Origin of the sequence: Pseudomonas sp. 2995-1 (assembly GCF_002742505.1) — a bacterium.
Taxonomy (GTDB): domain Bacteria; phylum Pseudomonadota; class Gammaproteobacteria; order Pseudomonadales; family Pseudomonadaceae; genus Aquipseudomonas; species Aquipseudomonas sivasensis.
Genome location: NZ_LJSA01000349.1, coordinates 18,437 through 39,175, shown reverse-complemented (window position 1 = coordinate 39,175; position 20,739 = coordinate 18,437). Strand labels below are relative to the sequence as shown.

Genomic DNA, 20,739 nt, shown 5'->3' with positions numbered 1-20,739 from the left:
ACACGGCCTATCCCAGGGTAGGCCGCTTTTGACGCCCTCCTTTGCCACTGTTAGTGTCCAGCCTCCCCACACACGGAGTGCTCACTGCGACGCACCTGTAAACCGCTGCCCCCAAGGACAACAGATCATTCTCAAAATGAACGGAGTTCAGCACGTGCTTTCGATTTCTCGCCGTCAGTTGTCGGTTATTGCCGCAGCCCTGGCCCTTGCGGCCTGTCACACCCCGGTCAACGAACAGCCGCCGGCACCGGAGCTGGGCTCGGGCTATCGCACCGATCTGATCACTCAACACGCCGAACGCCATATGGCCGCCGCCGCCAACCCGCTGGCCGCAAAAGCCGGGCGCGAGATGTTGCGCAAAGGCGGTTCGGCGATTGATGCAGCGATCGCCATGCAGGCGGTGTTGACCTTGGTGGAGCCGCAATCCTCCGGCATTGGCGGCGGCGCGTTCATCATGCTGTGGGACGGGAAAAAGGTGCACGCCTATGACGGTCGGGAAACAGCGCCGGCAGGCGCGACGGAGCGGTTGTTCTTGAACGCCGACGGCACACCGATGACCTTCACCGACGCGCAGATTGGCGGGCGCTCGGTGGGTACGCCCGGTGTGCTGCGTGCCCTGGAGATGGCCCATAAGAAGACCGGTCAACTGCGATGGGCCGAGCTGTTTGAGCCAGCGATTCGTTTGTCGGAACAGGGCTTCGCCATTTCACCACGCTTGCACAGCCTGATCGCGGCTGACCGATTTATTGCGCAATCGCCGGAGATGGCCGCCTACTTTCTGAATGCCGATGGCACACCCAAAGCCACCGGCACGCTGCTGAAAAACCCGGCGCTGGCCGCTGTGTTCAAGCGCATCGCCAACGAGGGCCCTGACGCGCTGTACCACGGGCCAATTGCCGATGAAATTGCGCGCAAAGTGCAGGGCAATCGCAATGCGGGCAGCCTCTCCCAGGCCGACCTGAAGGGTTACGCCGCCAAGGAGCGCGAACCGCTGTGCACCGACTACAAACGCTGGAAAATCTGTGGCATGCCGCCGCCGTCGTCAGGCGCGGTTGCGGTCGCGCAGATCCTTGGTACGTTGCAGGCCCTGGAAGCCCGCGACCCGCGCCTGGCTATCGCACCGATGACACCGATAAAAAGCGCGTTGCCTGCCGGGTTTGAGCCGACGCCCGAGGCCGTGCACCTGATCGCCGAGGCCGGTCGCCTGGCCTTCGCCGACCGCGCGCTGTACCTGGCTGATTCAGACTTTACGCCGGTGCCGACCGCCGGCCTTGTCGCGCCCAACTACCTGGCCCAACGCGCCGCGCTGATCGGTGAGCGCAGCATGGGCATCGCCAAGCCAGGCCAGCCTGCGGGCATACAAGTGGCCTACGCGCCGGACCGTTCGCCACTGCGCATTTCCACCTCCCAAGTGGTGGCCGTGGACGACATGGGCGGCGCCGTGTCGATGACCACCACGGTGGAAGCCGCGTTTGGCTCCCATGTGATGGTCCAGGGCTTTTTGCTCAACAACCAGATGACCGACTTCTCATTCATCCCCGAAGAAAACGGTCAGTCGGTAGCCAACCGCGTACAACCCGGCAAACGCCCGCGCTCGGCCATGGCGCCGACCCTGGTGTTCGACCGCGAGAGCGGTGAGTTGCTGGCCACGGTCGGTTCGCCGGGCGGCTCCCAAATCATCGAGTACGTGAGCAAATCCCTGGTGGCCATGCTCGACTGGAACCTCGACCCGCAAGCCGCCATCAGCCTGCCCAACTTCGGCAGTCGCAATGGCGCTACCGAGTTGGAGGCCGGTTTGTTCAGCCCAGGGCTGAAGCAGGCGTTGAAGGACAAGGGCCATGCACTGAGCGAGATCGACATGACCAGCGGCATACAGGCCATCGTGCTCAAGCGGGACGCCCAGGGCAAGGTATCGCTGAGCGGTGGCGCCGACCCTCGTCGCGAAGGCGAAGCGCTCGGCGACTGACTTTATTGAACGGAGGTGATCCCTTGCATCAGGCTGAAAATCTCGCTGCCATCCCTGGCATCGACCACGGTTTCTGTTCGATAGATGACCCACTGCGCCCGGATGACGTGTTCATCTGCAAGCAAGTGCACAGCGCCTCAGTGATTGAATGGCAGGCGGGCCAGGTACCCAACACGATCGAGGCCGATGGTGTGTTGACGCACCACACTCACCCGATCGCGGTGATCACCGCAGATTGCCTGCCCATTCTGTTCGCGTCGAAAACGGGCGAACGGGTCGCCGCAATACATGGCGGTTGGAAGGGGCTGCAACGCGGAATTATCGCCAACGTCATGCAGCGCTTTGCTGCCGAGGGGATTTCAGCCAACCAGTTGCAAGTGGCTATCGGCCCTTCGATCAAGCCGTGCTGTTATGAGGTGAGCGAAGGGTTTATCGCCGAGTTCCAGATTGACCAGGGGCGCCTGTGGCAACACGGCCTGGCACCGTGGAGCTTGGAGCAACCGGCACCGCTGCGGTCACCGGAAATTAGCCCGCCCCATGCAAGGCAAGCAGGTAGCGCATGGTTTGACTTGAGCGGCTATGGGTTGTTGTTGCTGCAAGCGGCGGGTATCAAGCGAGAGCAGATCGACGTGAGCGAGGTATGCACTTACTGCACCTCGCCGACGTTTGCCAGCTATCGCAGGAGAACCCACCACCCGGCGGAAGCGAAGACGTTGATTTATTCGTGGATTGCTCGTAAACCCTGACGAACCTACGTCTCACCTTGTGGCGAGCGGGCTCGCCACAGGTATTTACCCCATCCGTTAACGGCTAATTTTCAACCCCTTACGCCCCGCATGCCGCTCCAACGCCAGCTCAATCAACCGGCTCACCAACTCGCTGTAGCTCATGCCCGCGGCCTGCCACAACTTGGGGTACATGCTGATGCGGGTGAAGCCGGGCAGTGAGTTAATTTCGTTGATCAGCACTTCGCCGTCGTCGGTCAAGAACACATCGACCCGCGCCAACCCTGCGCAGCCCAGCACGTCAAACGCTTCAAGGGCCAAGCAGCGAATACGCTCACTGGCTTCATGGCTGATATCAGCCGGCACCACCACCTGGGCCGCCTGGCCGTCGATGTATTTGCTGTCGTAGGAGTAGAAACCGCCGCTCACCACGATCTCGCCGCAGCCGCTTGCGACGGGGTTTTCGTTACCCAGCACCGCGCATTCTATTTCGCGGCCGCGCACGGCGGATTCCACCAGCACCTTTTGATCAAACCCCAGGGCCAATTCAACGGCGGCGTGGTACTCGGCCTCGTTGCCAACCTTGCTCACACCCACCGAAGAGCCCTGGTTGGCCGGTTTGACGAACATCGGCAGGCCGAGTTTATTCACCGCAGTTTCAAAGGAAGTACGCGCGGCGTTGCTGCGGGTCAGGGTAATGAACGGCGTCACGGCAATGCCGGCGTCGCGCAGCAAGCGCTTGCTGATGTCCTTGTCCATGCACACTGCCGAGCCGAGCACGTCGGAGCCGACGAAAGGCAAGTCAGCCATGCGAAGCAGGCCTTGCAGGCAGCCGTCTTCGCCGAGGGTGCCGTGGACGATGGGGAAGATCACGTCGATGTGTGCCAGCAGGCCGTTGCCGGAGGTTTCCACCACCTGCTGGCTGGCTTTGCCGGGCACCACCGCCAGTTCGCGGTTGGATTGGTTAAGGGCGATGAGTGCCGGGTTTTCCTGGTTGATCAGGAAGTTCGAGGTGTCGTTGAGGTGCCAGTGGCCGGCCTTGTCGATGCCGATCAGGACCGGCTCAAAGCGTGCACGGTCAAGCGCATCGACAATATTGCGCGCCGACTGCAACGAGACCTCGTGCTCAGCCGAACGACCACCAAAAATAATCCCCACCCGCACCTTGCTCATGACTCGCCTCACTGTTGAAAGTAAGGCTTCTTACCACGGGCGGTCAGCGATTCGCTACCAGATGTGCGCCGAACAACACGTAGCAACCACCGGCAAAACGATCGAGCCATTTGCGTGAGCGACTGTAGAGGTTGGCCATGCGCGCACTTGAAAACACCAACGCCACGCAGGAATACCAACTGAACGACAAGCTGGCCATGGTGATCACCGCCAGGGTCAGCAGCATCGGCGACGGAGACGGCGGCATGGTGGAGGCGAAGATGGTGGCGACGAACAACGCGGCCTTGGGATTAGACAGGTTGCCCAACAACCCCAGGCGCCAGGCGGAAAACAGCGAACGTCGCGTGTCATCCGGCAATAGGCTCTGGCCCATCGCCGGTGCCGAGCGCTTGAACAGTTTCAGCCCCAGGTAAATCAGGTAGCAGCCGCCGATGATCTTGAACGCCAGGTACAACATGGGCGCAGCGGTAAACAGCGATTTGATGCCCAGGCCACCCGCCAGCCCCCACATGATCGTGCCGGTGGACACGCCCGCCGAAGCCACCACGCCATGGCGGCGCGAACAACTGGCAGCCAACTGTGCCGTGTTGAAGAAGTTGGGCCCAGGCGTGACCACCGCCACCGTCCACAACAGGGCCAGCGAGACCAGGGGAGCCACGTAGGCGGGGTTGATAACTTCCATTGGGCAGCTCCATCAGCGCAGGGACGAGCAAGGAGAATAGACCTCGCCCACCGCCTGCACAATCGTACAAGACCCCGGCAGACAAGGGTTGCAGACTGGGTTAACGTATTTCCATCTCTTCTTGTGACACGCCACCATGGGCAACCCTACCCACACTCTCGACTGGCTGCACCGCGCCCCGCATGCCAGCGGCCTGGATCGTATCGAGGCGTACTTTGCGGGCTTTGCGTTCGACCCCCATCGCCATGACACCTACGCCATCGGGCGTACCTTGTCTGGGGTGCAGAGTTTTCACTACCGCGGCGACATGATCCACAGCCTGCCCGGCACGACCATGGTGCTTCATCCCGACGAGACCCACGACGGCCACGCCGGCAGCGACGAAGGCTTCAAGTACCGGATGATCTACGTGGAGCCGTCACTGATTCAGCAGATACTCGGCGGCAAGCCGCTGCCGTTTATCCCCAGTGGTTTATCCACTGACCCAAGGCTGTTCCGCGCCAGCGAAGTGCTGCTGCAGAACCTCGATCATCCGATTGACCCGTTGCAGGAACAGGACGCGATGTTCGACCTGGCCCATGCGCTCAACAATGCGTCGGGGGCGATCGTCAGCCGTAAGACCTTCGATTACGTAGCCGCCGAGCGCGCCCGGGAGTTTATCCACAGCACCCTGGGCCGCAGCATCACCCTGGACGAAATCGCTGATCACGCTGGCCGCGACCGCTGGGCATTGTCGCGGGATTTTCGCGTGCTGTTCGGCACCAGCCCCTACCGCTACCTGACGATGCGCCGCCTGGACCTGGTGCGCAGTCTGCTGGCGCAGGGACAGTCGCTGGTGGACGCCGCGCTGATCGCCGGCTTCACCGACCAGAGCCACATGACCCGGCAGTTTCGCAGCACCTACGGCATGCCGCCGTCCCGGTGGGTGAAGATGCTCGGGCGCTGAGTCAGCGTTTTAAACATGCACTCTAAATGTGGGCTTGCTGTGATGAGTTCGACATGGGATGGCGCTCTTTCAGCGCCAGCACCAACACCGCTCCCACCAGCGCAATCGCCGCACTCCACCACAACGCCAACTCGATCCCACCCGCATTGGCCACCGACACCAACACCGCCAACCCCAACGCGCCACCAATCTGCTGGCTGGTAGACGCCATCCCCGCCGCCACGCCCTGCTCCCCAGGACGGATGCCTAGCCCGGCTGCCACCCACATCGCCGTCCACGTCATGCCCTGGCCAATGCTCAGGATGAAAATCCCCGGCAGCAGCGACCAGAATCCCACCCCGGTGGGCAATGCCCAACACACCAGCGCAATCCCCACCGCGCCGGCCAATTGCCCGCTGACCAAGGTGTTGCGCAGCCCCAGCCGCGCCATCGAGCGTTCCGCTAGCCAGATGCCAAATGTACACACCAAGGTTGCCGGCAAAAACGCCAAGCCCGCTTGCAACACGCTGTAGCCGTAGACCTGCTGGTAATACAGCGCCAGGAAGTAGTACTGCACGCCAAAGCTGCTCATGAACACCGCCGTCAGTACCATGGCCATGCGCAATTCTCGATAAGCCAGCAAGCGCAGCGGCATCAGCGGATCGCGGCCGCGATGCTCAATCCAGGCGAACAGCCCCAGCAATGCCACAGCCAAGGCGATACAACCGAGGGTCGACGGTGCCGCCCAGCCCCACTCGGGGCCTTGCACCAGGGAAAACACCAGCAACGTACCGCCGACGGTCACGGTCAGCGCGCCGCTGATATCGAAATTACGGCCGTGGGCCCGCGCGCCATCGGCAGGAATCCAATAACGCGCCGCCCATGCACAACCGCCAGCCAACGGCACGTTGACCAGAAACACCGCCTCCCAACCCCACACCTGGGTCAGCACACCGCCGAGCAAGGCGCCGAGCGCCAACCCCGCGGCTGACGCTGCGCTCCATACCGCGAACGCACGGTTGCGTGCCGGACCTTCGGCGTAGTGGGTGTTGATCAACGCCAGGGTCGCCGGGAACAACAGCGCGCCGCCCACGCCCTGCACTGCTCGCGCCAACACCAGCAACACCGCGCTGCCGCCGACCACTGCCGCCAGCGACGACAGCGCATACAGCGACTGGCCCACGCGATACAGGCGGCGCTTGCCCAACAAGTCAGTGGCACGGCCACCCAGCAACAAGAAACCGCCAAACGCTACGCTGTAGGCACTGACCACCCACTGCAATTGCTGGGCAGAGAAATCCAAGTGAGTGCCGATCTGCGGCAGCGCCACAAATACGATGGTGGCATCAAGGGCGATGATCAACTGAGCGGTGGCCAGTAACGCCAGCATCCAGCCTGAAGGTCGTGAGGGAGACATCACAGCGTCCTGTCCGAAAATGAAGTGCCGCCAGTGTCTTTTATGCGGGCCAAGTGATAAATAGCCCTACCACTCTTTCAGTAATGACTTTAATCATGGATCTGAATGCTGTTCGCCTACTGGTCCGCGTGGCCGAAGCCCGCAGTTTTACCCGTGCGGCGGGTGATCTGGGGCTCACTCAGTCGGGCCTGTCCCGCGCCATCTCACGCCTGGAAAACGAATTGGGCGTGCGCCTGCTGCAACGTAATACGCGCAGTGTCAGCCTGACCCCCGATGGCCAGATGCTCTACGAGCGCAGCGCGCCGCTGCTGGCGGAACTGGCCGAAACCGAAAAGCTGATGCTCGACCGTCGCTGCAGCCCATCGGGCCTGTTGAAAATCAGTACACCTTCATTGTTCGGCCGCAAGGTGGTGATGCCGGTCATCGGCGAGTTGACCTTGCGTTACCCCGAGTTGCGCATCGAAGCCGTAATGACCGACCGCCTGGTGGATATCGTCGATGAAGGCTTCGACGCGTTGTTGCGCACCGGAGAAATCCAGGACCAACGCCTGATCGCCCGCAACCTGGCACCCCTGCGATGGATCACCGTTGCCGCACCCGCCTATCTGGCGCGCTTTGGTACTCCGCAGACAATTGATGAACTCAAAGACCACCACTGCCTCACCGTGCGCAACTTACGTACCGGCCGTATGGTGGATTGGCAATTCATGATCGACGGCAAAGTGCAGGACGTCAGTGTCGAGGGGCGGCTGATCTTTGATATCGGTGATGCGATGGTCGACGGCGCCGTGGGAGGCTTTGGCATTGCCCAGGTAATGGATTTCGCCGTGCGGGATGACCTGGCCACAGGACGCCTGGTGCCAGTATTGGAGACAGTCGCCGGGCGCAGCCGGGGCATCTCGTTGGTCTACCCGCCATCCCGGCAGTACTCGCCAAAATTGATGGCGTTTGCCGAGGCGCTGGCAAACGCACGCTGGTGAGGCTTAGAGCTGCAGCCCCACAATCGGCTGGCCGATGCTCAGGAAATTGCCGCCGGCTACATGGTGCAACGTGCGCAACTCATCATGACCTTCAAAGTGCCAGTGGCCTTCACTGAACACCCGCTCGTCGGCATAGGCCGCGACCACTTCGCCGAGGAACAGGTCATAGGTCTGCTGGTTGTGGGGTTCGGGAAGCAGGCGACATTCCAGCCAGGCTACGCAGCCTTCCAGCAAGGGCGCATCGGTGTATTCACCGCTGAAGGTTTGCAAGCCATACGTGGCGAACTTGTCGCGCTCGGTGCCGGTGGTATTGCCGACTGTCTGAACCAGGTCGGCCTGGGCCGCGCAGGGCACCTGCAGCACGAACGTGCCGGCGCCTTCCAACAGCTGACGGGTCCAGGTGGCCTTGTCCAGCACCACAGCGACTTTCGGCGGTTCGAAGTCCAGCGGCATGGCCCAGGCCGCCGCCATGATATTGCGCTGGCCGTTGTGGGCCGCACTGACCAGCACGGTCGGGCCGTGGTTGAGCAAGCGATAGGCCTTGGACAGCGGAACGGGGCGGCAGTGGGCAGGGCTCATGGAGGATCGGCTCTTCTAAACGGAAAAAACCTACGATACCTCAAGCATGAACCCTACGGGTCAGGTCGACAGCTGGTTAGCGAATTGCACCACAGCGCTGACCACCTTCTGTGCGCCGTCCTGGATCTCCACAATCACCGTGCCCGCTTCCGCCGCCAGGGCCAGACCTTGCTCGGCTTGCAGACGGCCGTCGGTCATCAGGGCTACCGCATCGCGGGCCATGTCCTGGTTCTGACGCACCACGCCGACGATTTCCTCGGTGGCTTTGCTGGTACGCGACGCCAATTGGCGGACCTCATCGGCCACTACCGCAAAACCGCGGCCCTGCTCGCCGGCGCGCGCCGCCTCGATGGCCGCGTTGAGCGCCAGCAAGTTGGTCTGCTCGGCGATGCCGCTGATGGTCTTGACGATGGTGCCTATCACCTGGGATTGCGCGTTCAGCGCCTCAATGCCTTCACCGGCCTGCTGCATGTGCGTAGCCAGATCGCGCATCACTTCCACCGCCTGAGTCACCACCGTGGTGCCGCGTTGGGCGCTGTTGTCGGTTTGCAGGGAGGTGGTGTACGCAATGTTCGCGGCGTCGGCCACCGTTTGTTCACGGTTGACCTGATCGGTGATCACCGTAGCGAACTTGACCACTTTGTACAGGCGTTCATTGGCGTCCATCACCGGGTTGTAGGTAGCTTCCAACCACACCACATGCCCACGGCTGTCCACACGTTTGAAGCGCGCGGCGACGAACTCACCGTTGTTCAGACGATTCCAGAAGTTCTGGTACTCGGCGCTGTTGTACTCCTGCGGCTCACAGAACATACGGTGATGTTTGCCCTGGATCTGCGCCAGGCTGTAACCCATGCCGCCGAGGAACCGATCATTCGCGGTGAGCACATGGCCGCCCAGGTCGAACTCGATCACAGCGGTGGAACGCACCAGTGCAGTAATCAGATTTTCATGCTCGCGCGATGCTTCGATGGTGCGGGTCAGGTCGCTGGCGTAAATCGAAAAATGCTTGATGCGCCCATCGGAACTGCGCACCGGCTGCACGATCGAGCGCAGCCACACTTCCAGGCCATTGCCACGCATCAACCGCACAGTGCCAGCGAAGTGCTCGCCACGTCGCAGTGCGTTGTTGAAGCGCTGCTGGAACTCATCCCTGCGTACATGAACTGGCACCAAATCTTCGATGGGGCGCCCCACAATATTGCTCGACTGGTAAGCCAGCTCCTGCAGGAAATTGGCATTCGCCCATTCCACCCGACCTTCGGCGTCCAGCGTCAGGCACAACATTTCGCTTTCCAGGCTCTCCTTAACCTGCTGCAAGCTGGACAATTCTTCGCGAAGAGCCGACAGCTCCTGCTTCAAACGGGTGTTGAACATTGGTCACCGATGGTCAAATGGAGAAAGAAAGATCTGACATGCATCGGCCCTGCGGAGCCTTTCTGAAGCGTACTTTAGTGCCATTCCCGACTCTTTTTTTTGACGCCATTAACTGCCGTTATTTCGACACACGCCCATGACTTGATATTCCAAGGTAGTGAGTGTTCCGCTGGAGTCCTCATAGGTCATGCGCGAGGGCACAGGGTTACAGGCGCGGATCGGCGGTGTGACGTTGACCACCTTGGCAATGTCCAGGTCCATGCCATAGCGATACACCTGCACCTGGGGCGCGGGTTTGCCGTTTCTCTCCGCGTAGGCGGCCATGGCTTTTTCATTGCGCTCCATCATTCGGTCAAAGGTGCGGTCACCGCCGCCTTCGGCCAGTGCCCCGAATGACAACGTAGCGATCAATACACCCAAGCCAATGCGATAAAAGTTCATGGTTAATTCCTCGACTGAAAGTTCAGTGCCGAGACTAACCAACCCACCCTGTCACGATGTTCACCAGAACATTACTTATTTGTTAGACGGCGGGGAGTTTCCAGAATTGTAATGTTCAAGCCATCCAATCGTTATCCACGGTTTGCAACTATCAGCCCGGGCCAAATCAATAAAAACGCCCACCTCCATAAGAAGCTGATAACTGCCAATACCGAGGAGCGAAACATGCAGATCCGTTATTACACCCTTCCCCTATCACTGTGCGCCGCTTTACCCCTGGCGGCGGTAGCGGTTGAAGACACGCCCGAAGGGTTTATCGAAGGCAGCAGCCTGAACGTGCTGGCGCGCAATTTTTACTTCAATCGCGATGATCGCAAGGGCCAATCCAGCCCGACCGGCAATGGTTATTCGGAAGCCTGGGCCCAGGGTTTGATCGGTAAATTCGAGTCTGGCTTTACCCAGGGCACCGTGGGGTTTGGCCTGGACGCCTTCGCCATGGTCGGCGTGAAGCTCGACTCGGGCACCGGCCGCAGCGGCGGCAAGGGCTCGTTCGGCGTGATGCCGGTGGACAGCAACAACCATCCCGAAGACAGCTACAGCAAAGTGGGCGGCGCGGCGAAATTGCGCGTATTGGACACGGTGATCAAGGCCGGCGACGTGTTCCCGCTTACGCCGGTGGTGGCCTACGGCGATTCACGGGTGCTGCCGGAAAGCTTCCGTGGCGTGACCGCGCAGAACACCAGCATGGAAGGCCTGACCTTGCAGGGCGGGCGCCTGAGCGGCATGAGCCAACCGGCTGAAAGCGGCATGAACAAAGGCTTTGCGACGTTTTACGCAGGCCCCGTGGACTCGCCATGGATCGCCTATGGCGGCGGCGATTACCAGTTCAACAAACACCTCAGCCTAAGCCTCTATAGCAGCCGACTCAAAGACGCGTGGAACCAGTATTACGCGGGCAGCGCGGCCAGTTACCCGCTGAGCGACGACGTCTCGTTGTTCGGCGACGTCAACGTCTATAAGGCTGTGGACGAAGGTAAAAAACTGCTCGGTGAATTCGATAACACCATCTGGAGCGCCCGACTCGGGGTGAAGGTCGGCGCCCACAGCCTGGCCGTGTCCCATCAACGCAACAACGGCGATGACGACTTCGACTACCTGCGCAACTCGGACTCGATCTTCCTCAACAACTCGATCCAGTACAGCGACTTCAACTCGCCCAAGGAACGCTCGTGGATGGTTCGCTATGACCTGGACATGCAGGCCTTCGGCATCCCCGGCCTGTCGTTCATGACCCGCTACGCCAAAGGCACCGGCGCCGATTACAGCAACGCCAACGCGGTGTACATGCGCCGCGATTCAGCCGGCGATCCGCTCACCGATCAACGCCGATGGGAGCGGGATATCGAAGCCAAGTACGTGGTGCAAAGTGGCAACTTGAAAGATCTGTCGCTCAGGCTGCGCCAGGCCACCGTGCGTTCAAGTGCGTTCGAGTCGGACCTGGAAGAAGTTCGCGTGATTATCGAGTATCCGTTGGCCGTGCTCTAGGTTTTCCACTTACATTCAGTTGCCGATGCCGTACATCTGTTCACAAGTTGAAGTCTGTCAGAAATGTAATATCGGCCCCACCTTCTCGTTAAGTTGCACTTTTTATACTGCACATCGAACACACTTCATCTCTGCAGCTTTTGTGTAGCTCCTTTGGAACAGAGATGAATTTTTACGCCCCGTCTGGGGCGTTTTTTTTGTGCGTGTGTTCAGCGACGAATCGTCGCAGCGGCCTGGGCTGCCTTGACCCTAAAGCTACTTCAGGCTTCAGAGTTTTCCTACAGATCCCTCAGAGCCTCTATGAGGCCATCTCCTTTCGTTTCCTTGAAGGTAAATCCCCATGCGTATCCTTGTGGTTGAGGACGAGCAGAAAACCGCCGATTACTTGCAGCAAGGCCTGACCGAAAGCGGTTACGTCGTCGACTGCGCCGCCAGCGGCATCGACGGTCTGCACCTGGCCAGGCAAAACACCTATGAACTGGTGATCCTCGACGTCAACCTGCCCAACACCGACGGTTGGGAAGTGCTGGAGCAACTGCGCCGTGAGGGCAATCAGCGCGTGATGATGCTCACAGCGCGCGGGCGCCTGGCCGATAAGATCAAGGGCCTGGACATGGGCGCCGACGATTACCTGGTCAAACCCTTCGAATTTCCCGAGTTGCTCGCCCGCGTGCGCACCCTGCTGCGGCGCAGTGAACATATCCCGCTGCCGGAGGTGCTGCGCGTCTCGGACCTGGAGTTGGACCCACGCCGGCATCGTGCCTATCGCGGCAACCGGCGCATCGACCTGACCACCAAGGAGTTCGCCCTGCTGCATGTGCTGATGCGCCAGACCGGCGAGGTGATGACCCGCACGCAGATTATTTCCCTGGTGTGGGACATGAACTTCGATTGCGACACCAACGTGGTGGAAGTCTCCATCAGCCGCCTGCGCGGCAAGGTCGATGACCAGAGCGAGGTCAAGCTGATCCACACCATTCGCGGCGTGGGTTATGTGCTGGAAGCGCGCCAATGAAGACCAGCAGCCTATCGATGCGCCTGGGCCTGACGGTCAGCCTGATGGGCGCGGGGCTGGTCGTACTGCTCGCCACCCTCGCCTACCTGGCCCTGACCCACGAATTGGAAAACCTCGCGCGCAAAGGCCTGGAAAACAAGATGGAGCAGTTGGAACACAGCCTGCGCCAGGATTTAAAACCCCACGACATCGCCGCACGCCCTCACTCGTTGCTGGACTTGGTGATGGGCCACGACAACATCTACCTGACCATCACCGGCACCCAGCCTGACGCGCCGGTGCTGCTCAGCGTCGGCGCCAAACCTCAGCAGCCGCTGTTGCTCGACGCCCCCGCCGGCAAAAACCTGGCCTACGTGAATTGGGTGGACGGTCGCGACAATCGCATCCTCACCGCCACCCACGTGATGCCCTTGCGCGGCGGCGAGTATGTGCGGGTATTGCTGTCGCTGGACCGCTCCGACGATGAAGCGTTACTCAGCGCCTACCTGCGCTCCACGGTGATCGCCTTGCCGTTGTTGTTGATCCTGATCGGCATGGGCGCCTGGTGGCTGGTGCAACGCGGCTTGGCGCCATTGAAGCAGTTCAGCCATGTGGCGGCCCAAGTCACCACCCAGGACCTGACCCATCGGTTGTCTGTGGATAACCTGCCCAAGGAACTGGGCGAGTTGGCACAAGGTTTCAACGTGATGCTCAATCGCCTCGATGCCGGGGTGCAGCAGCTGTCGCAATTCTCCGACGACCTGGCCCACGAACTGCGCGCGCCGTTGACCAACCTGATGGGCAAGGCCCAAGTGACCCTGTCCCGCGAGCGCCCTTCGGACGAGTACAAAGCCGGGCTGGAATCCTGCACCGAGGAAATGGAACGCCTGTCGCGCATCGTCTCCGACATGCTGTTTCTCGCCCAAGTCAGCCACCCGGCGGCACGGGCCGGGTTTGGCGCGGTGTCACTGGGGGACGAAGCGCAGCGGGTGATCGAACTGTTCTCCCTGAGTGCCGAGGACAAGCAGGTCACCCTGAGCCTGCGCGGCGACGCGTGGGTGACCGGGGATCGCCTGATGATCCAGCGCGCCATCTCTAACCTGCTGTCCAACGCGATCCGCCACACGCCCAGCGGCGCCAGCGTGTTGCTGCTGGTGGAAACCTACGACCAGAGCGTGGCGCTGTCGGTGGGCAACCCCGGCCGAGGCATCGAAACGCAGCACCTGCCGCACCTGTTCGAACGTTTCTACCGCGCCGACAGCAGTCGCACCCGCGCCGAAGGCGGCACCGGGCTGGGACTGGCCATCGTGCAATCGATCATGCACCTGCACCAAGGGCACGCCGACGTCAGCAGCCAACCAGGGTGCTTTACGCGGTTCAGACTGGTGTTTCCCCTTCCTTGAACACGCCGTTTTTTAGTGATCAGGCTTGTTGTGGTGACCGGGCTTATTGTGGTCACCGCACTTGTTGTGCCGATCGAGCTTATTGCGGTCACCGCACTTGTTGTGCCGATCGAGCTTATTGTGATCACCGCACTTATTGTGCCGAGCGGGATTATTGTGGTGAGCGGGCTTGCCCCGCGCTGGGCTGCGAAGCAGCCCTGAAAACAGGCGCTGCGGTTTGTCTTGAAAACCTCGGTGTCCGGATTAGGGCCGCTTCGCAGCCCAGCGCGGGGCAAGCCCGCTCACCACAGACACCACAGAAGCCCCACTTCAACCACCTCAACCATTGCCCTCTTCCTTGCGATGCGCCCACTGGTAAAACGCCGGCAACACCAACAAGGTCAGCAACGTAATCGGGCTTATTTTGGTCACCGCACTTGTTGTGGCGATCGAGCTTATTGTGGTCACCGCACTTGTTGTGCCGAGCGAGCTTATTGTGGTGAGCGGGCTTGCCCCGCGCTGGGCTGCGAAGCAGCCCCAAAAACAGGCGCTGCGGTTTGTCTTAAAAACCCCGGTAGCCGGATTAGGGCCGCTTCGCAGCCCAGCGCGGGGCAAGCCCGCTCACCACAGACACCACAGAAGCCCCGCTTCAACTACTTCAACCATTGCCCTCTTCCTTGCAATGCGCCCACTGGTACAACGCCGGCAACACCAGCAAGGTCAGCAACGTGATCGGGCTTATTTTGGTCACCGCACTTGTTGTGGCGATCAAGCTTATTGTGGTGAGCGGGCTTGCCCCGCGCTGGGCTGCGAAGCAGCCCCAAAAACAGGCGCTGCGGTTTGTCTTAAAAACCTCGGTAGCCGGATTGGGGCCGCTTCGCAGCCCAGCGCGGGGCAAGCCCGCTCACCACAGACACCACAGAAACCCCGCTTCAACTACTTCAACCATTGCGCTCTTCTTTGCGATGCGCCCACTGGTACAACGCCGGCAACACCAGCAAGGTCAGCAACGTCGAAGAAATAATCCCCCCGATCACCACTGTCGCCAGCGGCCGTTGCACCTCGGCCCCGGTGCCGGTGGCCAGGGCCATGGGGATAAATCCGAGGGACGCCACCAGCGCGGTCATCAACACTGGGCGCAGTCGGGTAAGAGCGCCTTCGTTGATCGCCACCGACAATGAGCGCCCTTCCTCGCGCAGGTTGCGGATAAACGCAATCATCACCAGGCCGTTGAGCACCGCCACACCGGACAACGCGATAAAGCCCACCCCTGCCGAGATCGACAGAGGAATATCCCGCAGCCACAAGGCCATGATCCCACCCGTTAACGCGAACGGAATGCCGGTAAACACCAGCAGCCCGTCCTTGAGGTTGTTGAACATCATAAACAGCAAGCCGAACACCAGCAGCAACGCCACCGGCACCACGATGCGCAAGCGCTCGGAGGCTTCCTTGAGCTGTTCGAACTGGCCGCCCCAGGTGGTCCAGTAGCCCGCCGGTACTTTCACCTGATCGGTGATGGCCGCTTCGGCCTCTGCCACAAACGAACCAATATCGCGCCCACGCACGTTGGCGCTGACGATCACCAGGCGCTTGCCGTTCTCGCGGCTGATCTGATTCGGACCGAGCACCAAGTCCAGGCTGGCAACTTGGGACAAGGCAATAAAACCCAGTTGCCCGGAAGCCAGCGCCGGCACCGGGATCAGCAGCCGCGACAGGCCGTCGATATCGGTGCGCAGGGCGTCGGACAAACGCACAACCATGTCAAAACGGCGGTCGCCTTCATACAACGTACCGGCCTGGCGCCCACCGACGGCCACCGCAATAGTGTCCTGCACATCACCGACATTCAGGCCAAAACGCGCAGCCTTGTCGCGGTCGATATTGATGGTCAGCACCGGCAAACCGGAGGTCTGTTCCACCTTCACCTCCGAGGCGCCATCAAGCTTCTGCAAGGTCTCGGCGATTTCCCCGGCGGTCTTATTCAACACCGCCATGTCATCGCCAAACACCTTGACCGCCACATCACTGCGTACCCCGGAGATCAGCTCGTTGAAGCGCAGTTGGATCGGTTGCGACAGTTCATACGCGCTGCCTGGCACGATCGCACTGGCGCGCTGAATGTCCGCAATCAGCGTTTCGCGGGTTTTGTCCGGATCGGGCCATTGGTCCTTGGGTTTAAGCATCACGTAGCTGTCGGAAATATTCGGCGGCATCGGGTCAGAGGCGATTTCTGCGGTACCGGTGCGCGCAAACACCCGCTCGATTTCCGGCACCTGGGCCATCAATACTTTCTCAAGCTGCTGCTGCATCTGCACCGATTGCGTGAGGCTGGTGCCGGGCACACGCAGGGCCTGTTGGGCGAAATCGCCCTCGCTGAGGCTGGGGATAAATTCACTGCCCATGCGGCTGGCCACCGCGCCCGAACCAACGATGGTCAGCAGCGCCAGACCGAACACCAGCGGACGGCGCGTCATCACCCAATCCAGCACCGGCGCGTAGACCCGGCGTGCGCTGCGCATCACCAGATTTTCCTCTTCCTTGACCTTGCCAGTGACAAACAGCGCAATCGCCGCCGGTACGAAGGTCACCGACAGAATCATCGCGCCCAGCAGGGCGATCACGACAGTGAAGGCCATGGGGTGGAACATCTTCCCGGCCACACCGGTGAGGGCGAAGATCGGCAGGTAGACGACCATGATGATCAACTGCCCAAAGATCAACGCACGCCTTGCCTCCTTGGCGGCGGCGAACACTTCGTGCAGGCGCTCGCTGCGGGTCAACAGACGACCGTGGCGCTGTTGCGCGTGGGCCAGGCGGCGGATGGCGTTCTCGACGATCACCACCGCGCCGTCGACGATAATGCCGAAGTCCAGCGCGCCGAGGCTCATCAGGTTGGCGCTGACTTTGTTGGTGAACATGCCGGTGAAGGTGAACAGCATCGCCAGGGGAATCACCATCGCGGTGATCAACGCCGCCCGGATATTGCCCAGGAACAGAAACAGCACCGCGACCACCAACAGCGCCCCTTCAAAGAGGTTCTTCTTTACCGTGGCAATGGCTTTTTCGACGAGGTTGGTGCGGTCGTAGACCGTCACCGCCACCACACCTTCGGGCAGCGAGCGGTTGATGTCTTCGAGTTTTTTCGCCACGGCCTGGGACACGCTGCGGCTGTTTTCGCCGATCAACATAAACACCGTGCCCAGCACCACTTCACGGCCGTTTTCCGTGGCGGCGCCAGTGCGCAGTTCACGGCCGATCTCGACCTGGGCCACATTACGCACGCGAATCGGCGTGCCGTCCGCAGACGTGATGACGATATTGGCGATGTCATCAATGGACGCCAATTGCCCCGGTGCGCGGATCAGCAGTTGCTCGCCACTGCGCTCGATATAACCGGCGCCGACGTTGGCGTTGTTGCGCTCCAGCGCGGTGACGAGATCGTTCAAAGTCAGGTTGTAGGCCGCCAAACGCTTTGGATCTGGGGCGATCTGGTATTCCTTGGCAAAGCCGCCGATGGTGTTGATCTCGGCCACGCCGGGCACGTTGCGCAGTTGCGGCTTGATAATCCAGTCCTGGATCACCCGCAGGTCCGTCGGCGTGTAAGGCGTGCCGTCGTCCTTGAGCGCGCCGTCCTTGGCTTCCACGGTCCACAGGAAGATTTCCCCAAGCCCGGTGGAGATCGGTCCCATCGCCGTTTCGATGCCGCTGGGCAATTGCTCGCGCGCGACTTGCAAGCGTTCGTTGACCAATTGACGGGCGAAGAACAGATCGGTGCCGTCCTTGAAAATCACCGTGACCTGGGACAAGCCGGAGCGCGACAGCGAACGCGTCTGCTGCAAACCCGGCAGACCGGCCATCGCAGTTTCGATGGGAAAAGTAATGCGCTGCTCGGTTTCCAATGGCGAGAAACCAGCCGCCGCCGAGTTGATCTGTACCTGCACGTTGGTGATGTCAGGCACCGCGTCGATGGGCAATTTCTGATAGCTGGCGATGCCGACACCGGCCATCAACAGCACCGCCAGCAGCACGATGATGCGCTGCTCAATGGCGAATTGGATAAGGCGCTCAAACATGGGGAATCACTCGCAGGATCAATGGGCGTGCTCGGCCGAGCCTTTGCCCAGTTCGGACTTGAGGATGAAGCTGCCGACCGTGGCCACCTGCTCGCCGGCGTCCAGCCCCTGGCGCACTTCGACGTAGCCGTTTTCACTGACGCCCAGTTCAAGATGGCGAGTGATAAAACCGTCCGGGGTGCGCACGAACACCGAGGGTTTGTCCTCGACGGTCTGGATCGCTTCCTGCGGTACGGTGACCTTGGCCTGGGCGGTGTCCGTGGCCAGTTGCACCGTGACAAACAGCCCAGGGCGCCAGGCATCGTCAGGGTTGGGCACGCTCACGCGCACGGTGGCGGTGCGCGTTTGCTCGCCGAGTAGATTGCCGACGTAGGCCACGGTGCCGCGCACGTGGGTACCCATTTCCGTGGAACTGACGGTCACCGGTTTGCCGATGCGAACCTTGTTCAAGTCCTTGGGAAACACGCCGAAGGTGACCCACACCTGGGACAAGTCCGAGAGGGTAAAGGCGTTACTGGTTTCGCTCACGACCTCGCCAACACCGAGGTGTTTTTCAACCACCACACCGGCGAACGGCGCACGCAGTTCATACCGATTGCCGCCGACCAACACCGCACTGCCACTGAGGGCGGTCATCTTCTGGCGTGCATTGTTCAGCGCGATTTCGGCCTCTTGCAGGGCCTGACGCGCCAGCAGGTAATCCTGCTCGGCGGAGATCTTGTCCTGCCATAACTGGCGCTCACGCTGGAAGGTCGTACGCGCCAGTTCCACCCGGCGCTCGCTGGCAGCCAGCTCGCTGCGCTGGTCAGAAATCTGTTGGCTGGCGATCACCGCCAGCAACTCGCCCGCCTTCACTGATTGACCGAGATTGACCTTCACCGACTCCACAACCCCGGCAGCACGCGGGACGATGTGCGAGGTGCGGTCTTCGTCAAACCGCACTTCTCCCGGCAGCGTCAGCAAAGTACTGATCGGCCTGGGTTGGGCCTGGGCAAGTTGAATGCCGGCGGCCTCGATTTGCTGCGCGGTGAGTTCGAGTGCGCCTTCTTCTTCCTCGGCATTTGCCAGGCTGGACAGCATCAGGCCCAAGGCGAGGGCAAGCGCCACGCCGTGTTTTCTATTCATAGGGGACTCCAGAAAAAATCAGAACCGGGCGAGGTCGCCGTAAATCCGCTCGATGCGCAGCCAGGCGTCGGTGGCCTGGGAGGTGGCCGTCAGGTATTGGGTGCGTGCCGCAATCAGGGTGCGCTGGGCGTCGAGCACGTCGAGGAAGTTGAACTTGCCCATCTCGAAGCCACGGGTGGCGGCGTCTACCGCGCTTTGGGCGGCGGGCAGGATCTGCTGGTTGAACGCGCGCACCTCGTTATTGGCGGCTTGCCACAGGTCGAGGGCCTGGCGGGTTTCGGTGCGCAGGCGAAGTTCGGCGGCATTGCGCAGATCGCGGGCCTGATCAGCGCGGCGGGTGGCGGCAAGCACGTTGCCCTGGTTGCGGTTGAACAGCGGGATCGGCATCGACACCCCCACCAGGTTCACGCGCTCGCGCACGCTCGCGTCGTATTGGCTGCCGATGGACACATCGAGGTCGGGAATCCGCTGGGCTTTCTCCAGGCCCACATTGGCCTCGTTCTGCAGGATCTGCAGTTCGGCCAGGCGCAGCTCGGTGGTTTGCTCAAGGCGCGCCAGCAATTGCGCAGCGGGCGGCAACGCAGGTGTGGATTGACTTGGCGGGGCGACGGACGCGAAGTCGGCGCTGGCGCTGCCCGTGCTGGCGGCCAGGCGGCGATAGGCGTCGGTAAGGCCGATCTGTGCGCGGTTGAATTCCAGGCGGATTTCCGACAACTGCACTTGCGCGCGCGTGGCTTCCACCGGAGACGACTTGCCTGCGGTGACGCGACCATTGGCGATCACCAGACCACGCTCGGCCAAGGCCAGGGAGCGTTGCGCCAGATCGAGCCGCTCCTGGGCGCGAAGGGCCGCGTAATAGCTGTCGATCACGTCAGTGCGCAGGCTGTTGCGGCGCTGTTCCAGGGTCAGCGCGGCGGCGTCCTGAGTACGGGAAGCGACATCGATGCGTGCACCGCGCTTGCCGCCCAGTTCCAGAGTCTGGCTGAGCTTGATGGTGGTGGTGCGTGAGTCGCGGCGGGTATCTTCGGCGTCCCAGGAAGCGACCGGATTGGGGATCAGCCCAGCCTGTTGGCGACCGCCCGCAGCGATGTCAATTTCCCACTGCGCAGCGGCCAGGTCCGGGTTGTTGGCGAAGGCGTTTTGCAGGGCGCTATCGAGGGTCAGGGGTTGCGCCAGGGCCGCGTTTGCAGCCAACCACAACACTGTCGCCCCCATCAGTTTTTTAACGGAAATTGCCATAACGAGAGTTCCACGGCCATGAAGTCCAAGCGCTGGCAATGTAGCGCTCGCGACTTATCAGGTCGGTGGAGCAAAGATTACAAAATCGACAGCAAGGGCTCTGGGGCGGGCTT

Annotated in this window: 17 protein-coding genes; 8 read left to right on the top strand and 9 right to left on the bottom strand. The window is 61.3% G+C overall.

What is annotated here, in order from left to right; genetic code table 11:
* Positions 1-136 precede the first annotated feature (136 nt).
* Positions 137-1,966 (top strand): gamma-glutamyltransferase, encoded by a 1,830-nt coding sequence (ggt, locus tag AOA61_RS13120; protein ID WP_099601917.1) that lies wholly within the window; start codon positions 137-139, stop codon positions 1,964-1,966.
* Positions 1,967-1,989: 23 nt separating this feature from the next.
* Positions 1,990-2,712, top strand: coding sequence for a peptidoglycan editing factor PgeF (pgeF, locus tag AOA61_RS13115; RefSeq protein ID WP_099601916.1), 723 nt, complete (start codon positions 1,990-1,992; stop codon positions 2,710-2,712).
* 57 nt (positions 2,713-2,769) lie between these two features.
* Here pgeF and ddlA read toward each other — a convergent pair whose 3' ends face one another.
* Together ddlA and AOA61_RS13105 are read right to left on the bottom strand one after the other, a co-directional pair.
* Positions 2,770-3,864, bottom strand: a complete 1,095-nt coding sequence (ddlA, locus tag AOA61_RS13110) for a D-alanine--D-alanine ligase (protein ID WP_099601915.1) — start codon at positions 3,862-3,864, stop codon at positions 2,770-2,772.
* A 43-nt stretch (positions 3,865-3,907) separates the two neighbouring features.
* Positions 3,908-4,546 carry a LysE family transporter gene (locus tag AOA61_RS13105; RefSeq protein WP_095183754.1) on the bottom strand — a complete coding sequence of 213 codons (639 nt, stop codon included), beginning with the start codon at positions 4,544-4,546 and terminating at the stop codon, positions 3,908-3,910.
* A 136-nt stretch (positions 4,547-4,682) separates the two neighbouring features.
* Between AOA61_RS13105 and AOA61_RS13100 the strand changes: the two genes are divergently transcribed.
* Positions 4,683-5,492, top strand: a complete 810-nt coding sequence (locus AOA61_RS13100; protein WP_032886066.1) for an AraC family transcriptional regulator — start codon at positions 4,683-4,685, stop codon at positions 5,490-5,492.
* Positions 5,493-5,514: 22 nt separating this feature from the next.
* On the opposite strand, the gene AOA61_RS13095 is transcribed toward AOA61_RS13100, so the two are convergent.
* On the bottom strand, positions 5,515-6,861 hold the full coding sequence (locus AOA61_RS13095) for an MFS transporter (protein WP_099601914.1): 1,347 nt from the start codon (positions 6,859-6,861) through the stop codon (positions 5,515-5,517).
* 122 nt (positions 6,862-6,983) lie between these two features.
* On the opposite strand from AOA61_RS13095, the gene AOA61_RS13090 reads away from it, so the two are divergent.
* Complete coding sequence (locus AOA61_RS13090; protein ID WP_032886062.1) at positions 6,984-7,868, top strand: LysR family transcriptional regulator; 885 nt, start codon at positions 6,984-6,986, stop codon at positions 7,866-7,868.
* Positions 7,869-7,871: 3 nt separating this feature from the next.
* Here the strand turns inward: AOA61_RS13090 and AOA61_RS13085 are convergent, their stop codons facing one another.
* The 3 genes from AOA61_RS13085 to AOA61_RS13075 all read right to left on the bottom strand — a co-directional run bounded on the left by AOA61_RS13085 (position 7,872) and on the right by AOA61_RS13075 (position 10,265).
* The gene (locus AOA61_RS13085) at positions 7,872-8,447 is read right to left on the bottom strand and encodes a flavin reductase family protein (protein ID WP_099601913.1); all 576 of its coding nucleotides are present in this window, start codon (positions 8,445-8,447) and stop codon (positions 7,872-7,874) included.
* Positions 8,448-8,507: 60 nt separating this feature from the next.
* Entirely contained in the window at positions 8,508-9,824 is a 1,317-nt protein-coding gene (locus AOA61_RS13080) for a methyl-accepting chemotaxis protein (RefSeq protein ID WP_099601912.1), read from the bottom strand.
* A gap of 108 nt (positions 9,825-9,932) precedes the next feature.
* Positions 9,933-10,265, bottom strand: a complete 333-nt coding sequence (locus tag AOA61_RS13075; RefSeq protein WP_099601911.1) for a DUF2790 domain-containing protein — start codon at positions 10,263-10,265, stop codon at positions 9,933-9,935.
* A 225-nt stretch (positions 10,266-10,490) separates the two neighbouring features.
* Between AOA61_RS13075 and AOA61_RS13070 the strand changes: the two genes are divergently transcribed.
* From AOA61_RS13070 to AOA61_RS31200, 4 genes are all read left to right on the top strand, one after another.
* Positions 10,491-11,810 carry an OprD family porin gene (locus tag AOA61_RS13070; RefSeq protein ID WP_099601910.1) on the top strand — a complete coding sequence of 440 codons (1,320 nt, stop codon included), beginning with the start codon at positions 10,491-10,493 and terminating at the stop codon, positions 11,808-11,810.
* 340 nt (positions 11,811-12,150) lie between these two features.
* Positions 12,151-12,825, top strand: a complete 675-nt coding sequence (locus AOA61_RS13065; protein WP_032886055.1) for a heavy metal response regulator transcription factor — start codon at positions 12,151-12,153, stop codon at positions 12,823-12,825.
* Positions 12,822-14,207, top strand: coding sequence for a heavy metal sensor histidine kinase (locus AOA61_RS13060; RefSeq protein ID WP_099601909.1), 1,386 nt, complete (start codon positions 12,822-12,824; stop codon positions 14,205-14,207). The genes AOA61_RS13065 and AOA61_RS13060 overlap by 4 nt, the downstream gene beginning before the upstream one ends.
* 33 nt (positions 14,208-14,240) lie before the next feature.
* Positions 14,241-14,408: a hypothetical protein gene (locus AOA61_RS31200; RefSeq protein WP_158234802.1), complete on the top strand. Its 168-nt coding sequence runs from the start codon at positions 14,241-14,243 to the stop codon at positions 14,406-14,408.
* Positions 14,409-15,127: 719 nt separating this feature from the next.
* Here the strand turns inward: AOA61_RS31200 and AOA61_RS13040 are convergent.
* The 3 genes from AOA61_RS13040 to AOA61_RS13030 are packed head-to-tail and all read right to left on the bottom strand — an operon-like array spanning position 15,128 to position 20,626.
* Positions 15,128-18,262, bottom strand: coding sequence for a CusA/CzcA family heavy metal efflux RND transporter (locus AOA61_RS13040; RefSeq protein WP_099601908.1), 3,135 nt, complete (start codon positions 18,260-18,262; stop codon positions 15,128-15,130).
* A gap of 18 nt (positions 18,263-18,280) precedes the next feature.
* Positions 18,281-19,387: an efflux RND transporter periplasmic adaptor subunit gene (locus AOA61_RS13035; RefSeq protein ID WP_099601907.1), complete on the bottom strand. Its 1,107-nt coding sequence runs from the start codon at positions 19,385-19,387 to the stop codon at positions 18,281-18,283.
* 18 nt (positions 19,388-19,405) lie between these two features.
* Complete coding sequence (locus tag AOA61_RS13030) at positions 19,406-20,626, bottom strand: TolC family protein (RefSeq protein WP_099601906.1); 1,221 nt, start codon at positions 20,624-20,626, stop codon at positions 19,406-19,408.
* Between the last annotated feature and the right edge of the window lie 113 nt (positions 20,627-20,739).

What these genes read in the sequence shown, in the direction of transcription:
- ggt (WP_099601917.1), top strand. Translation starts at nt 137, where the DNA reads ATGAACGGAGTTCAGCACGTGCTTTCGATTTCTCGCCGTCAGTTGTCG.
- ddlA (WP_099601915.1), bottom strand. Translation starts at nt 3,864, where the DNA reads ATGAGCAAGGTGCGGGTGGGGATTATTTTTGGTGGTCGTTCGGCTGAG.
- AOA61_RS13105 (WP_095183754.1), bottom strand. Translation starts at nt 4,546, where the DNA reads ATGGAAGTTATCAACCCCGCCTACGTGGCTCCCCTGGTCTCGCTGGCC.
- AOA61_RS13100 (WP_032886066.1), top strand. Translation starts at nt 4,683, where the DNA reads ATGGGCAACCCTACCCACACTCTCGACTGGCTGCACCGCGCCCCGCAT.
- AOA61_RS13095 (WP_099601914.1), bottom strand. Translation starts at nt 6,861, where the DNA reads ATGCTGGCGTTACTGGCCACCGCTCAGTTGATCATCGCCCTTGATGCC.
- AOA61_RS13090 (WP_032886062.1), top strand. Translation starts at nt 6,984, where the DNA reads ATGGATCTGAATGCTGTTCGCCTACTGGTCCGCGTGGCCGAAGCCCGC.
- AOA61_RS13085 (WP_099601913.1), bottom strand. Translation starts at nt 8,447, where the DNA reads ATGAGCCCTGCCCACTGCCGCCCCGTTCCGCTGTCCAAGGCCTATCGC.
- AOA61_RS13080 (WP_099601912.1), bottom strand. Translation starts at nt 9,824, where the DNA reads ATGTTCAACACCCGTTTGAAGCAGGAGCTGTCGGCTCTTCGCGAAGAA.
- AOA61_RS13075 (WP_099601911.1), bottom strand. Translation starts at nt 10,265, where the DNA reads ATGAACTTTTATCGCATTGGCTTGGGTGTATTGATCGCTACGTTGTCA.
- AOA61_RS13070 (WP_099601910.1), top strand. Translation starts at nt 10,491, where the DNA reads ATGCAGATCCGTTATTACACCCTTCCCCTATCACTGTGCGCCGCTTTA.
- AOA61_RS13065 (WP_032886055.1), top strand. Translation starts at nt 12,151, where the DNA reads ATGCGTATCCTTGTGGTTGAGGACGAGCAGAAAACCGCCGATTACTTG.
- AOA61_RS13060 (WP_099601909.1), top strand. Translation starts at nt 12,822, where the DNA reads ATGAAGACCAGCAGCCTATCGATGCGCCTGGGCCTGACGGTCAGCCTG.
- AOA61_RS13040 (WP_099601908.1), bottom strand. Translation starts at nt 18,262, where the DNA reads ATGTTTGAGCGCCTTATCCAATTCGCCATTGAGCAGCGCATCATCGTG.
- AOA61_RS13035 (WP_099601907.1), bottom strand. Translation starts at nt 19,387, where the DNA reads ATGAATAGAAAACACGGCGTGGCGCTTGCCCTCGCCTTGGGCCTGATG.
- AOA61_RS13030 (WP_099601906.1), bottom strand. Translation starts at nt 20,626, where the DNA reads ATGGCAATTTCCGTTAAAAAACTGATGGGGGCGACAGTGTTGTGGTTG.